The 12,817-nt window shown below is 62.8% G+C and carries 14 protein-coding genes and 1 riboswitch; of the genes, 1 reads left to right on the forward strand and 13 read right to left on the reverse strand.

Going from position 1 to position 12,817, the window contains the following annotated elements; translation table 11 throughout:
- Nucleotides 1-101 precede the first annotated feature (101 nt).
- The gene (locus V476_RS03585) at nucleotides 102-1,385 is read left to right on the forward strand and encodes an OmpP1/FadL family transporter (RefSeq protein ID WP_011268576.1); all 1,284 of its coding nucleotides are present in this window, start codon (nucleotides 102-104) and stop codon (nucleotides 1,383-1,385) included.
- A 258-nt stretch (nucleotides 1,386-1,643) separates the two neighbouring features.
- Here the strand turns inward: V476_RS03585 and V476_RS03590 are convergent, their stop codons facing one another.
- The 13 genes from V476_RS03590 to cobO form a co-directional block, all read right to left on the reverse strand.
- Nucleotides 1,644-2,195 (reverse strand): glutathione peroxidase, encoded by a 552-nt coding sequence (locus V476_RS03590; RefSeq protein WP_003319771.1) that lies wholly within the window; start codon nucleotides 2,193-2,195, stop codon nucleotides 1,644-1,646.
- A gap of 61 nt (nucleotides 2,196-2,256) precedes the next feature.
- Nucleotides 2,257-2,379: a hypothetical protein gene (locus tag V476_RS29055; RefSeq protein ID WP_003314627.1), complete on the reverse strand. Its 123-nt coding sequence runs from the start codon at nucleotides 2,377-2,379 to the stop codon at nucleotides 2,257-2,259.
- Nucleotides 2,376-3,584: an MFS transporter gene (locus V476_RS03600; RefSeq protein WP_004416764.1), complete on the reverse strand. Its 1,209-nt coding sequence runs from the start codon at nucleotides 3,582-3,584 to the stop codon at nucleotides 2,376-2,378. The genes V476_RS29055 and V476_RS03600 overlap by 4 nt, the downstream gene beginning before the upstream one ends.
- A 98-nt stretch (nucleotides 3,585-3,682) precedes the next feature.
- Nucleotides 3,683-4,414, reverse strand: a complete 732-nt coding sequence (locus V476_RS03605) for an adenosylcobinamide-GDP ribazoletransferase (RefSeq protein ID WP_024960051.1) — start codon at nucleotides 4,412-4,414, stop codon at nucleotides 3,683-3,685.
- A 1-nt stretch (nucleotide 4,415) separates the two neighbouring features.
- Nucleotides 4,416-4,988 carry an alpha-ribazole phosphatase family protein gene (cobC, locus tag V476_RS03610; protein WP_004416762.1) on the reverse strand — a complete coding sequence of 191 codons (573 nt, stop codon included), beginning with the start codon at nucleotides 4,986-4,988 and terminating at the stop codon, nucleotides 4,416-4,418.
- Entirely contained in the window at nucleotides 4,985-6,037 is a 1,053-nt protein-coding gene (gene cobT, locus V476_RS03615; RefSeq protein WP_024960050.1) for a nicotinate-nucleotide--dimethylbenzimidazole phosphoribosyltransferase, read from the reverse strand. Before cobT ends, cobC begins: the two co-directional genes overlap by 4 nt.
- A complete protein-coding gene (cobU, locus tag V476_RS03620; protein ID WP_003344890.1) occupies nucleotides 6,034-6,555 on the reverse strand; it encodes a bifunctional adenosylcobinamide kinase/adenosylcobinamide-phosphate guanylyltransferase in 522 nt (173 codons plus the stop codon). The genes cobT and cobU overlap by 4 nt, the downstream gene beginning before the upstream one ends.
- Nucleotides 6,556-8,016: a cobyric acid synthase gene (locus tag V476_RS03625; RefSeq protein WP_003344889.1), complete on the reverse strand. Its 1,461-nt coding sequence runs from the start codon at nucleotides 8,014-8,016 to the stop codon at nucleotides 6,556-6,558.
- Nucleotides 8,013-9,017, reverse strand: a complete 1,005-nt coding sequence (cobD, locus tag V476_RS03630) for a threonine-phosphate decarboxylase CobD (RefSeq protein ID WP_003314621.1) — start codon at nucleotides 9,015-9,017, stop codon at nucleotides 8,013-8,015. Before cobD ends, V476_RS03625 begins: the two co-directional genes overlap by 4 nt.
- On the reverse strand, nucleotides 9,010-9,918 hold the full coding sequence (gene cbiB, locus V476_RS03635; RefSeq protein ID WP_003344887.1) for an adenosylcobinamide-phosphate synthase CbiB: 909 nt from the start codon (nucleotides 9,916-9,918) through the stop codon (nucleotides 9,010-9,012). Before cbiB ends, cobD begins: the two co-directional genes overlap by 8 nt.
- Nucleotides 9,915-10,565 carry a 5,6-dimethylbenzimidazole synthase gene (gene bluB / locus V476_RS03640; protein WP_016568711.1) on the reverse strand — a complete coding sequence of 217 codons (651 nt, stop codon included), beginning with the start codon at nucleotides 10,563-10,565 and terminating at the stop codon, nucleotides 9,915-9,917. Before bluB ends, cbiB begins: the two co-directional genes overlap by 4 nt.
- A complete protein-coding gene (locus tag V476_RS03645; RefSeq protein WP_024960049.1) occupies nucleotides 10,562-11,857 on the reverse strand; it encodes a cobyrinic acid a,c-diamide synthase CobB in 1,296 nt (431 codons plus the stop codon). The genes bluB and V476_RS03645 overlap by 4 nt, the downstream gene beginning before the upstream one ends.
- A gap of 25 nt (nucleotides 11,858-11,882) precedes the next feature.
- The gene (gene cobO, locus V476_RS03650; RefSeq protein ID WP_003393737.1) at nucleotides 11,883-12,494 is read right to left on the reverse strand and encodes a cob(I)yrinic acid a,c-diamide adenosyltransferase; all 612 of its coding nucleotides are present in this window, start codon (nucleotides 12,492-12,494) and stop codon (nucleotides 11,883-11,885) included.
- A 91-nt stretch (nucleotides 12,495-12,585) separates the two neighbouring features.
- A riboswitch (cobalamin riboswitch) is annotated at nucleotides 12,586-12,799 on the reverse strand.
- Between the last annotated feature and the right edge of the window lie 18 nt (nucleotides 12,800-12,817).

Below are 12,817 nucleotides of genomic sequence, written 5' to 3' on the forward strand. Positions count from 1 at the left end.
ATTGTCCTACAAGAATAGCTCTAAATCGGGCTCCTCAGCCTATAGCGCGCCGTCGAAAATGTTGGTAATTTTCGACCGGTGAACAACAAGGAGTTCTAATAATGAAAATAATGACAAAAGCACTGAACCGGACAACGCTTGGACTCGCACTGGGTCTGGCCTCTTCTCAACTGCTCGCTGCCGGCTTTGCCCTCAACGAACAAAGCATCAGCGGCATGGGCACCGGCTTTGCAGGTCGCTCCTCGTCAGCCGATGACGCAAGCACCGTATTCGGCAACCCTGCCGGTATGTCCCGCATCAAACGCGAACAAATCAGCGTGGGTGCAGCGGCAGTGATCGCCAAGACCGATATCGACAATGGCCGTGGCACATTTGGCGGCAGCAACGACGGCGACATGGTTCCGGTGGTCGGCGTACCCATGGGCTACTACGTCAAACCAATCGATGATCACTGGGCATTTGGTCTGGGCGTGTACGTGCCGTTCGGCCTGGTCACCGATTACGAAAAAGGCTTCGCTGGTCGCTACTGGGGTGACAAGAGTCACGTCCAGGTCGTGACCTTCCAGCCGACTGTCAGCTATGCATTCAATGACAAGGTGTCCATCGGTTTCGGCCCGACGATCAACCGTATCGACGGCGAGCTAACGTCGGCAACATTGAACGCCGCAACACCGGGCCGTAACGACGGCAAGGTGAAGATCGAAGGCGATGACACCGCAATCGGCTTCAATGCCGGTATTTTGGTGCAGGCTACCGACACCACTCGCCTGGGCCTGACTTACCACTCCAAGGTCGATTACAAGCTCAAGGGCAAGACCAAGATCGAAGGTTCGGGTTTCGGACCTTTCGGCGGTCAGAAGTATGACGCTTCGCTGGATATCTCCACGCCTGAGTCCGTGGACTTCTCCATCACCCAGCAGATCGACGAGAACTGGACGGTCTATGCCGGCAGTACCTGGACTCGCTGGAGCCGCCTGCAAGACATCACCGTCAACAACGATGGCGTCCCTGCCCTGCTGGGCGGTTCTGCCGGTCCGATCGGCACCATCACTGAAGAGCAGAACTGGCACGACACCTGGGCGCACGCCATCGGTGCTTCGTACAAGGTCAATAAAGAGTGGACGCTGCGTACCGGTTTCTCCGTTGATCAGTCGCCGACTAACAACGTCAACCGCTCCCCACGCATCCCGACGGGCGATCGCAAGATCATCAGCTTCGGTGCAGGCTGGAGCCCGACCGACGACCTGACCATCGACGTGGCGTACTCGTACCTGCGTGAAGACGAAACCAAGATCCGCGACTCAAGCGCGACCAAAGGTTCGTACAGCGCCGACTACCGCAACACCGCTCACGGCCTGGGCACTTCGGTTACCTATCGCTTCTGATAAGCACCTGCCAGGCTGAAAAAAAGCCCGCAACCAGTAATGGTTGTGGGCTTTTTAGTGCGTGTCTGGTGCGCTCATATCTGCATTGATTGAATAGCGTGCAGATACTCCGCGTCATTGACTGACTATCGTGCCGACGCTCAGCGTCGGCATGCAGTTCTGGACGCTCCGCGTCCTCTATGTGGCGCTCCGCGTCACACAAGGGCTCTGCGATGCCAGGTCGATTCAGACAAGACTCAAGCCGCCCTTTTTTGCCCCCTAAGGCTTAGACGCAATCGCCTTCTCAATGGCTGCGATCAGCTCAGGATCATCCGGCTTGGTCATGCTGGAGAAGTTGGCGATGACCTTGCCCTGGCGATCGACCACGTACTTGTAAAAGTTCCAGCGCGGCGCACTGCTTTGCTCGGCCAGCACCTTGAACAAATGGGTCGCATCATCACCGCGCACGGCCTGCGGCTCGGTCATGGTGAAGGTCACGCCATAATTGACGTAGCAGACCTTGGCAGTCTCCTCACCATCCTTGGCTTCCTGTTTGAAGTCATTGGACGGCACGCCCAATACTTCGAGCCCCTGCCCCTTGTAGCGCTGACTCAGCGCTTCAAGGCCTTTGAACTGCGGGGCGAAGCCGCAGAAGCTGGCAGTATTGACCACCACCAGCGGCTTGCCGGCAAAGCGCTTGCACAGGTCGATGTTTTCCTTGGCGCGCAGCTTGGGCAACTCGCCTTGCAGCAACGGCGGGCAGTCGGCGGCCATTGCAACACCGCTCATGGCCAGCAGCAAAAGAGGGATCGAAAAAAAGCGAATGTTCATCATGGCGGCCCTGAATATTGTTTTGGTCTGCCGACACGCTACCCCATGCAGGAGCGTCTGCCTAGCAAGCGCCCATTCCCAATTGCAATGCGCCCAGCCCGACATGCTGCCAGGCCCACCAGAGCAATCCCAGCACCACGGCGCCCACCAGCAGCGCCGCCAGCAGAGGCCAGCGCCGACTCATGCCAGACCGCCCTGCGCCTGCAATCGTGCCACCGGCCGCTCGCGCACCGGCCAGTTGAGCGCCGCGGCGAGCAGACTCAGGAGTATCGAGACTTGCCAGATCAGGTCGTAGCTACCGGTGCGGTCATACACCAGCCCGCCCAGCCAGCCACCGAGGAAGGCGCCTAGCTGGTGAAACAGGAAGACAATGCCGCCCAGCATCGACAGGTTGCGCACACCGAACAGTGTCGCGACCGTACCGTTGGTCAGCGGCACGGTCGACAACCACAGCAAGCCCATCGCCACGCCGAACAGATACGCTGTGGTCTGACTCAAGGGTATCCAGAGAAACAGCACGATCACCACCGCACGCAACAGGTAAAGCACGGTCAGCAGTCGGGGCTTGGACATGCGTCCGCCCAGCCAGCCTGCGGTGTAGGTGCCAAAGATATTGAACAGGCCGATCAGGGCCAGCACCGTAGTGCCGACCTTGGCGGGCAAGTGCTGATCCACCAGATAGGCCGGCAAATGCACGCCAATGAACACCACTTGAAAGCCGCAGACAAAGAACCCCAGCGCCAACAGCCAGAACCCCGAATGCGAGCACGCCTCACGCAGCGCCTCGCCCAGGGTCAATTCGACGCCGGTGGATACGCTCGGCGTATCCTTGAGCATACCCACCAAAGGCAGGATCAACGCCACCATCACGCCCAGCACCAGCAAGGCACCGGACCAGCCCAGCCAACTGATCAAGCCCAATGTACCGGGCAGCATGGCGAACTGACCGAATGAGCCGGCTGCGCTGGCGATCCCCATGCCAATGCTGCGTTTTTCCGCGGGCAGCGCTCGCCCCACGACACCGAGGATGACCGAAAACGATGTGCCGGACAGACCGATACCGATCAGCAGACCGGCGCTCAGTGAAAGGCTGAGGGAAGAGTCGGCGGTACTCATGCACAACAGACCCGCGGCATACAGCACACCGCCGACGAAGACGACTTTCGCCGCACCAAATCGATCTGCCAGCGCCCCGGCGAATGGCTGCGCCAGACCCCACATCAGGTTCTGCAAGGCAATGGCAAAGGCAAAGACTTCACGCCCCCAGCCAAACTCGGCGCTCATGGGTGCCAGAAACAGACCGAAGCCGTGCCGCGTGCCCAACGAAAGCGCAAGAATCAGCGCACTCCCCAGCAGAACCCAGCCACTGGTACGCCAGATCGATGTCATGGTTAAGCTCCCTGCGCTTTGTGTTACATGGTTTTACCCGCGATTCGCGAAGCTACGCGCTGCCGGTAAAAGCTGTCAACAAAGCGATGCGCAGGGTCTCAAAGCAGCGCCAGCGTCAGCAGCACCGCCAACTCCAGCAGCTCAAGCAATGCCCCGGCTGTATCACCGGTGCATCCGCCCAGACGTCGCATCATCAGCTGCCGCAACCAGAAGAAGCAGGCGGCGCAGACCAGCAATACCATTACCCCTGACCAGCCGGCGAGCAGCACGCACACAATGGCAGTGGCGAGCAAAACCTTGCGTCCAGGGCCACGCGGCAGATGATCGGCCAGCGCCTGCCCCAACCCTCCGGAACGCACATACGGCGTCCCCAAAAACAGCCCAAGCATGGCAGCGCGCCCGATTACCGGTGCCAACAGCAGCCAAGCACTGGCATGGCTCTCGATCAGCGCCAGAATCGCGGCAAACTTGAGCAGCAGCACCAAGACCAGCGTGACCACGGCGATAGGCCCGCTGCGTGGATCTTTCATGATCTTCAAGGTGCGTTCACGGTCACCGAAGCCGCCCAGCCAGGCGTCAGCACTGTCGGCCAGACCATCCAGATGCAGGCCGCCGCTGAGCAATACCCAGGCAGTGAGTACCAGCGCGGCGTGCAGCATCAGCGGCGCACCACTGAGCAGCGTGTTGAAACCCAGCAGCAGGGTGCCGAACACCGCCCCCACCAACGGGTAGAACAGCAAAGAACGCCCCAGCTCTTCGGGACGCGGCATACCGGGCAGCCTGATCGGCAGGCTGCCGAGAAATTGCAGAGCGATCCAGAACGGCAGCATCTCAGATCTCCGTGAGTACGCGATCAGCAGCGACCTGAATCGACAACAGCGCGCCATGCCCGACCACCACCTGCAACAGTTGCTCACGCGGCAAACCACGCGCCTGCGCCACCAGCAGGCGCATGACACCACCATGACTGACCAGCAACACGCGCTCACCGGCATAAGCCTGATGCAGACGCTCAACGGCACTCAATACGCGATTCGAGAAATCCAGCACCGGCTCGCCGTTGGGAGGTGTGAAGGCGTAGGGATCCGCCCAGAACAGCCCCAGGCCCTCGGCATCGGTCTCCATGAGTTGCGCAGGGCTGTGCCCTTCCCAGTCACCGAAATGCAGCTCCTGCAAACCCGGCTCCAGGTGCAGAGGCAACGACAAGCGCTGCGCCAGCTCTTCGGAAAAACGGGCGCAACGTTGCAGCGGCGAGCTGACAATCCGCGTCCAGGGGCCGCTACCCGCCACTGCCGCATGCATCTGCTGCCAGCCAGACTCGGTCAGAGCGTCGTCGATGCTGCCGCGCAGGCCGCCGCCCAGTTCGGTTTCGCCGTGACGCAACAAGTCCAGGTGCAAGGTCATGCGGGACGATCCGCCACAGCCGCTTCGGCAAACGTCGCCATGCCGTTGTGCAGCTCGCACGCCAGGCGCACCAGCGGCACCGCCAGTGCGGCACCGCTGCCCTCGCCCAAACGCAAACCGAGGTCCAGCAACGGTTCGGCCTGCAACGTTTCCAGCAGATGCCGATGGCCCGGTTCGGCGCCCCGATGACCGAACAGCAGCCAGTTACGGCAGGAAGGGTTCAGGCGCACCGCCACCAGCGCGGCCACGCTGCAAATGAAACCGTCGACCAGTACCGCAATTCCTTCCTGCGCGCAGGCCAGGTACGCACCAGTCAGTGCGGCGATTTCGAAGCCGCCCAGACAGAACAGGCTGCTCAACGGGTCACCGGCCTGCTCGGCGTGCAATGCCAGTGCGCGCTCGATGACACGCGTCTTGTGCTGAATACCCTCGGCGTTCAGCCCGGTGCCCGGACCGACCAGCAATGGCGCGGCGCACTCCAGCAGCGAGCAGGCGACTGCGCTGGCGGCTGTGGTGTTGCCGATGCCCATCTCGCCACCGATGAACAGTTCGGTGCCGACAGCTTTGGCGCGCAATACGCTGTCACGCCCGGCCTGCAGGGCGGCTAGCCCCTGCTCGACACTCATGGCCGGCCCCTGGGCAAAATTGGCGGTGCCCGCGCCAATGCGCAGATGGCGCACCCCGGGCAGATCCATTGGCGACACGGTGCCCAGATCGACCACGTCCAGTTGCGCGGAGAGCTGACGCGCCAGCACGCTGATCGCGGCGCCGCCGTTGACGAAGTTGTGCAGCATCTGACCGGTGACTTCCTGTGGGTACGCCGACACACCTTCAGCGACGACACCATGATCAGCGGCAAAAACCGCGATCCACAGTTGATCGACGGCCGGACGCTCACGTCCCTGCAGACCGGCCAGCTGTACCGCCAGGCGCTCCAGTTGTGCCAGTGAACCGGCGGGTTTGGTCAGTTGCTGCTGACGGGCCAGTGCCGCCTCGCGCATTGGCACATCAATGGCCTGTGCAGGCTTGAGCCACCAGGAATTACTCATAGCGCGGTTCCTTTCAACGTCAGGGGCAAGCCGGCAACGGTCAACACGACACGCTGGCAACGCTCGGCCAGCGCCTGATGCAACAGGCCGGCTTCATCGACATAGCGACGGGTCAGTTCGCCAAGCGGCACGACGCCGAGCCCGGTTTCGTTGCTGACAAAAATGATTTCACCCGGCAGCCCGGCAAGGCTGTCGAGCAGGGATTCACGTTCTTGAAGCAGGCGCTCGGGGTTGTCGAGCATCAGTAGATTGGTCAACCAGAGGGTCAGGCAATCGACCAACAGGCAGCAATCGGGCGCCGCGTTTTCGCGCAGTACCCGCGCCAGTTCGATCGGCTCTTCGACCAACCCCCAGTGCTCGGGACGGCGTGCGCGATGACTGGCAACACGCTGATTCATTTCGCCGTCCAGAGGCTGACTGGTGGCGATGTACGTCACCCTCAGCGCGCTGTCGGCGGCCAGTTTTTCCGCCAGACGACTCTTGCCGGAGCGCGCGCCGCCGAGGATCAATTGCAGCATTCAGTTCGCCTCCAGGCCACACAGTTCGCGAAGCAATGGGCCGTCCAGGTGCTTTTCCACCAGGTCCGCCAGACGTTCGATGTCGCGCTCGCGCAAGGCGTGATAATCGACGGACTGCACGTTCGTCAACCCCGCCCAGCGCAGCAACGCGCTACAGGCAGCAGGTGATTCGAACAGGCCGTGCAGGTAAGTCCCCAGCACCTGGCCGTCGGCACTCTGCGCACCATCGCAACGCCCGTCGTCCAGTTGCACGGCAGCCTGCTCCAGCGCCGGCCCTGTCGTTACCCCGGCATGAATTTCGTAGCCACTGACCTCGGCGTCTTCCAGGGTCAGACGACCGCGCACATTGCGCAGTTGCTTTTCCGCTTCCAGCACCGTGCTCATTGCCAGTAGGCCAAACCCTGGGCTGGACCCGGCTGCGCCTTCCAGCCCGAGTGGATCGTGTACCTGCTCACCGAGCATTTGCAGGCCACCGCAAATCCCCATCAGCTTGCCGCCATAACGCAAATGCCGCTCGATGGCGGTGGCCCAGCCATTGTTGCGCAGGTAGTTCAGATCGCTGCGCACACTCTTGGAGCCGGGCAGAATGATCAGGTCCGCAGGAGGAATCGCCTGGCCGGGGCCGATGAATTGCAGATTGACCTGAGGGTGCAGACGCAACGGATCGAAATCGGTGTGATTACTGATGCGAGGCAGCACCGGGACCACCACGTTCAGCACATGCTCGACCTTGTCGGTCTGACGCTGGTCCAGGCCGTCTTCGGCCTCCAGGTGCAGATCCATCACGTAGGGCAGCACGCCAACCACCGGCTTGCCGGTGCGCGCTTCCAGCCAGTCCAGGCCCGGCTGCAACAAGGCGATGTCGCCGCGAAAACGGTTGATGATGAAACCCTTGACCCGCGCCTGCTCGCTGGGCGACAGCAGCTCGAGCGTGCCGACCAGATGGGCAAACACCCCGCCACGATTGATGTCGGCAATCAGCAGCACCGGGCAGTCGACCGCCTCGGCAAAGCCCATGTTGGCGATATCGTTGGCGCGCAGGTTGATCTCGGCCGGAGAACCCGCACCCTCGACCACAATCACCGGATAGCTCTCACCCAGGCGCCGATGCGATTCCAGCACTGCCTGCATGGCGATCTCTTTGTAGCCGTGATACGCCACCGCGTTCATGGTGGTCACGGCGCGGCCGTGAATGATCACCTGCGCGCCGGTGTCACTATTGGGCTTGAGCAGCACCGGGTTCATGTCGGTGTGCGGTTCGAGGTAGCACGCCTGGGCCTGCACGGCCTGTGCGCGACCGATCTCGCCGCCGTCTGCCGTCACCGCGCTATTGAGCGCCATGTTCTGCGGCTTGAACGGCACAACCTTGACGCCCTGACGAGTCAGCCAGCGGCACAGGGCCGTCACCAGGGTGCTCTTGCCGGCATCGGAAGTGGTGCCTTGTACCATCAGCGTGCTCATGGGTATTCCTTGCGGTATTCAAGCAGAACATCGTGCAGCCGCAGCCAGTCGGCCTCGTCGCAGGGCAGACCGAAACGCAGACTGGACGACTCGGAGCTGTCACCCTTGAACAGGCGCAGCAGCACGCCACGCTGCGCACAAAACTCATAGAGCGTCTGCGCTTCAGGGGTCACCAGCCATTGGAACAGCGCGCAGCCGCCTTGCGGGCTCAGACGGTAGCGGTCGAGCAACGCCACCAGCCGCTCGCGGGCCTGCTCACAGCGCTCACGCTGGCGCGTCTGCCCCTGCTGATCGCTAAGGCACACCTGACCGATGATCCGGGTTGGCCCACTGACCGACCAAGGGCCGATTTCCTGCGCCAGCATCCTTAACAGCACCGGCTCGGCCATGACAAAACCAAGCCGGACGCCGGCCAGGCCGAAAAACTTGCCAAACGAACGCAGGACAATCAGTCCGCTGCGCCACGTCTCGGCCGCCAGGCTCATGCCCGGCGTGTTATCCATGAACGCTTCATCGACGACCAGCCAGCCACCGCGCTCGGCCAGTCGCGCATGCCACTCCAGCAGGCGCTCGGCGCTCAGGTGCAGGCCGGTTGGGTTGTTGGGGTTGACCACCACCAGCACGTCCAGGCTGTCGAGGAAGTAGTCGACCTCCTGCTCACCCACCTCACGGACCACGAAGCCGTTCTTGCGCCAGGCATGCGCGTGCTCTGCGTAGCATGGCGACAGTACGCCAACCCTCCCTCCGCTGCGCACCCGCGGCAGTGCCTGAATCGCAGCCTGCGAACCGGACACCGGCAATAACCGGGACACGCCATAATAAGTGCAGGCCGCCGCTTCCAGACCATCGTCAGTCTCGGGCAACCGCGCCCAGGCACGCGTCGGAATCTCCGGGATGGGCCACGACCAGGGCGCGATCCCGGTGGACAGGTCCAGCCAGTCGGCCAGAGGGATACCGTAATGCTGCGCCGCCGCGCGCAACCGCCCGCCGTGCTCAAGCATAAAATTCAGCCGCCACGCAGATGACCAGCAGCCATAACCAGACGCCGCGCTGCACCAGTTGCCAGCCGCGATCGATCGAGTCCGCATCGGCAGGCGTACCCTCACCCAGTTGCGGACGCTGATGCAGCTCGCCGTGGTAGATCGCTGCGCCACCCAGCTCGACACCCAGCGCGCCTGCGCCAGCGGCCATTACCGGGCCGGCATTCGGACTGTCCCATGCCGGAGCCTGCGTACGCCAGCAACGCAGCGCCAGTCGGGTCTTGCCCAGCAAGGCGTAGGTCAAAGCCACAAGACGTGCGGGAATATAGTTGAGCAGATCATCGATCTTCGCCGCAGCCCAGCCAAAACGCTCAAAGCGCTCATTGCGGTAACCCCACATGGCGTCCAGCGTATTGCTCAGCCGGTACAGCACCACGCCGGGCGCGCCAGCCACCACGAACCAGAACAGCGCCGCGAACACCGCATCGCTGCCGTTCTCCAGCACCGACTCGGTGGCTGCGCGGGCGACTTCGGTAGCGTCCAGCTCAGTGGTCTGGCGACTGACCAGATAACCGACCCGCTGACGGGCTTCAACCAGATCATCACTGCGCAGCGCTTGCGCCACCGGCTGAACGTGCTCACCCAGGCTGCGCATGCCCAGCGCGCAATACAGCGCCAGAATATCGAACAGCCAGCCCACGCCAGGCAACCAGCTCAGCAGCGTGGCCAGCAGCGTCAGCGGTACAACGGTGATGACCCAGGCAGTAACGCCATGACTGCGCCAGCCACGACCGCCACTGTTGAAGCGCTGCTCGACCCGACTGGCGAAGTTGCCGAACGCCACCAGCGGATGCCATCGTTTTGGCTCACCGAGCAGCGCATCCAGCGCGACCCCGGCGACGCTCAACAGCGCCACACTCATTGACTCACTCCCCATTGATTCTCGTACAGCAGCTCATGCAGCGGACGCGCCTGCGCCCAGCCTTCCATCACCAGCATTGGCGCAGGATAAAATTCTTTGACCGGGCCCAGACATATGATCGCCAGCGGCTTGGCGCCGTCAGGCATGCCCAGCAGTTCGGCCAGCGCCTCGGGGTCGAACAGCGACACCCAGCCCATGCCCAGGCCTTCTGCACGCGAGGCCAGCCACAGGTTCTGGATCGCGCAGGACAGCGAGGCCATGTCCATTTCCGGCAAGGTGCGACGGCCGAAAATGTGCTGCTCTCGCCCTTCCATCAGCGCGGCGACCAGCACTTCTGCACAGTCGTTGATGCCTTCGACCTTGAGCTTCATGAACTCGTCGGTTCGCTCACCCAGCGCCTCGGCGGTACGGATACGCTCTTCCTCTACCTGCGCCTGCATCCGGTCGCGCAATAGCGGGTCGCTGATGCGGATGAAGCGCCACGGCTGCATCAGCCCGACGCTGGGAGCCTGATGCGCGGCCTCCAGCACGCGTGCCAGCAGCTCGGGCGCGACCGTGCCGCCGATGAAGTGGCGCATGTCGCGACGTTCGGCGATGGCGCGGTACACCGCAGCCCGCTCTTCGGGGCTGAACGCTTGCTCGGTCATGGTTTGAACAGCGCCGCTATCGCCCGAGGGCAGGACGGAAAATAGAAATGCACGTAGGACGCGGTCAGGCGACCCAGGCGATAAACCGCTTCTGCGCCGCGTCCGCCATTGGGGCTGACGCCGCGCGCGATCGGCTGCAGCTCGGTGCTGGTCAGCGAATGATGATAAGTGTGACCGTGCAGCGTGCCCTCGGGTAACTCGACGGCTTGCAAGGCCAGCGCCGCCAGACGCTTCTGCATGACGGCGTCACCGGACAGCAAACCGACCAGTTCGGCACGCACGCCCTCGACATCGGTCAAGGCTTCGAGCAAATAGAGCATGCCGCCGCACTCGGCCAGAATCGGCTTGCCGGCAATATGGTGAGCCCTGATCGAAGCCTGCATCGCGCCATTGGCGGCCAGCGCGACGTGGTGCAGCTCCGGGTAACCACCTGGCAGGTACAGGCTGTCGGCGTCGGGCAACTCGCGATCATGGATCGGCGAGAAGAAACTCAGCTCGGCACCCATGTTCCTCAGCAGGTCCAGACTCGCGCCATACAGAAAGGCAAAGGCCTCGTCGCGCGCGATGGCGATGCGTACGCCGCGCAGCAGCGGCTCGACCTGAACCGGGTCGGGCGCAGTGAAGGTCACGGCCGGCGGCAAGGCCACTTCACAGGTGCTGGCAAGCGCCGCAGCCGCCATGTCCAGACGCACGTCCAGATCGTTGAGCTCACTGGCCTGGACCAGCCCCAGATGGCGGCTGGGCAGTTCGAAGCCGACTTCCCGGGACAGTGCGCCGTACCAGCGCAGGCCTTCGGTCAGGCTGTTCTCCAGCAATTGCGCATGGCGTACCGTGCCGACGCGATTGGCCAGCACACCGGCGAACGGCAGATCAGGCTGATAGCGCGCCAGGCCCAGCGCCAGTGCGCCAAACGTCTGCGCCATGGCCGTGCCGTCGATCACACCGAGTACCGGCACGCCAAAATGCCGGGCCAGGTCGGCGCTCGACGGCGTGCCATCGAACAGGCCCATGACCCCCTCGATCAGAATCAGGTCCGCCTCATCAGCCGCTTCCCACAACAAGCGACGGCTTTCATCCGCACCGACCATCCACATGTCCAGTTGATAGACCGGCGCTCCACTGGCCCGCTCGAGAATCATCGGGTCGAGGAAGTCCGGGCCGCACTTGAACACCCGGACCTTGCGCCCCTGGTTGCGGTGCAGGCGTGCCAGTGCAGCGGTCACCGTGGTTTTGCCTTGCCCGGAGGCAGGCGCAGCGATCAATACTGCCGGGCAATCACGCGGGGCTCTCATTGCAATGCGCTCAATGATGAAGGGGTCACAGCTCGATACCTTTCTGCGCGCGAATACCGGCCTGAAACGCGTGCTTGACCACGCCGATCTCGGAAACGGTATCGGCCAGGTCGATCAATTCGGCTTTGGCGCCGCGGCCAGTCACCAATACGTGCTGCATCGGCGGACGTGCCTGCAGATCGCTCAGCACCTGTTCAAGGTCGAGGTAGCCATGTTTGAGGGCGATGTTCAGTTCGTCGAGCACCACCAGACCAATGGCCGGATCGCGAAGCATTTCCTGAGACACGGCCCAGGCGGCTTCAGCGGCGGCGATGTCACGCTGGCGATCCTGGGTTTCCCAGGTGAAGCCCTCGCCCATCACGTGATAGCGCACCTGCTCGGGGAAACGGCGGAAAAACATTTCTTCGCCCGTGCTGTTGCGGCCCTTGATGAACTGCACCACACCACACTGCATGTCGTGGCCCATGGCCCGGGCGAGCATGCCGAATGCCGAACTGCTCTTGCCCTTGCCATTGCCGGTCAATACCAGCAGCAGGCCGCACTCGTTGGGCGAGCTGGCAATACGCTGGTCCATGAAGGCTTTCTTGCGCTGCATGCGCGCCAGATGGCGTTCGTCGCGTTCGGGGGATTCGTTCATCTGGGTTCTCCGCTCGGGGCAGGCGACAACAGACGGAAGGACAGCACTGGACAGCACGGCAACGCCCTGCACAGAACATCACCCTCCGTGATGTCATTGAATGATTCAGGCCGGTCTCCGGGCTCATGAGCGGGTCACCCCGGCTGCGCGCCTTCCCATGTCGAAACACAGTGGCGTCAGGCACAGCCTTGACTCATTTACCGTTGCGGGGGCAGCGCCGGGATCGGATCTGTCGACCCACACCGGCTTCCCTGTTTCACTCTGCCAATCGAGGATTGCAGAGCACCTGAAACAAACCGCGAAGGGTAGAGGGTTGGACCGGG

Origin of the sequence: Pseudomonas syringae KCTC 12500, assembly GCF_000507185.2 — a bacterium.
Lineage (GTDB): Bacteria > Pseudomonadota > Gammaproteobacteria > Pseudomonadales > Pseudomonadaceae > Aquipseudomonas > Aquipseudomonas syringae.

Coding starts and splice junctions, on each gene's coding strand:
- V476_RS03585 (WP_011268576.1), top strand. CDS start 102: ATGAAAATAATGACAAAAGCACTGAACCGGACAACGCTTGGACTCGCA.
- V476_RS03590 (WP_003319771.1), bottom strand. CDS start 2,195: ATGAACATTCGCTTTTTTTCGATCCCTCTTTTGCTGCTGGCCATGAGC.
- V476_RS29055 (WP_003314627.1), bottom strand. CDS start 2,379: ATGAGTCGGCGCTGGCCTCTGCTGGCGGCGCTGCTGGTGGGCGCCGTG.
- V476_RS03600 (WP_004416764.1), bottom strand. CDS start 3,584: ATGACATCGATCTGGCGTACCAGTGGCTGGGTTCTGCTGGGGAGTGCG.
- V476_RS03605 (WP_024960051.1), bottom strand. CDS start 4,414: ATGCTGCCGTTCTGGATCGCTCTGCAATTTCTCGGCAGCCTGCCGATC.
- cobC (WP_004416762.1), bottom strand. CDS start 4,988: ATGACCTTGCACCTGGACTTGTTGCGTCACGGCGAAACCGAACTGGGC.
- cobT (WP_024960050.1), bottom strand. CDS start 6,037: ATGAGTAATTCCTGGTGGCTCAAGCCTGCACAGGCCATTGATGTGCCA.
- cobU (WP_003344890.1), bottom strand. CDS start 6,555: ATGCTGCAATTGATCCTCGGCGGCGCGCGCTCCGGCAAGAGTCGTCTG.
- V476_RS03625 (WP_003344889.1), bottom strand. CDS start 8,016: ATGAGCACGCTGATGGTACAAGGCACCACTTCCGATGCCGGCAAGAGC.
- cobD (WP_003314621.1), bottom strand. CDS start 9,017: ATGCTTGAGCACGGCGGGCGGTTGCGCGCGGCGGCGCAGCATTACGGT.
- cbiB (WP_003344887.1), bottom strand. CDS start 9,918: ATGAGTGTGGCGCTGTTGAGCGTCGCCGGGGTCGCGCTGGATGCGCTG.
- bluB (WP_016568711.1), bottom strand. CDS start 10,565: ATGACCGAGCAAGCGTTCAGCCCCGAAGAGCGGGCTGCGGTGTACCGC.
- V476_RS03645 (WP_024960049.1), bottom strand. CDS start 11,857: ATGAGAGCCCCGCGTGATTGCCCGGCAGTATTGATCGCTGCGCCTGCC.
- cobO (WP_003393737.1), bottom strand. CDS start 12,494: ATGAACGAATCCCCCGAACGCGACGAACGCCATCTGGCGCGCATGCAG.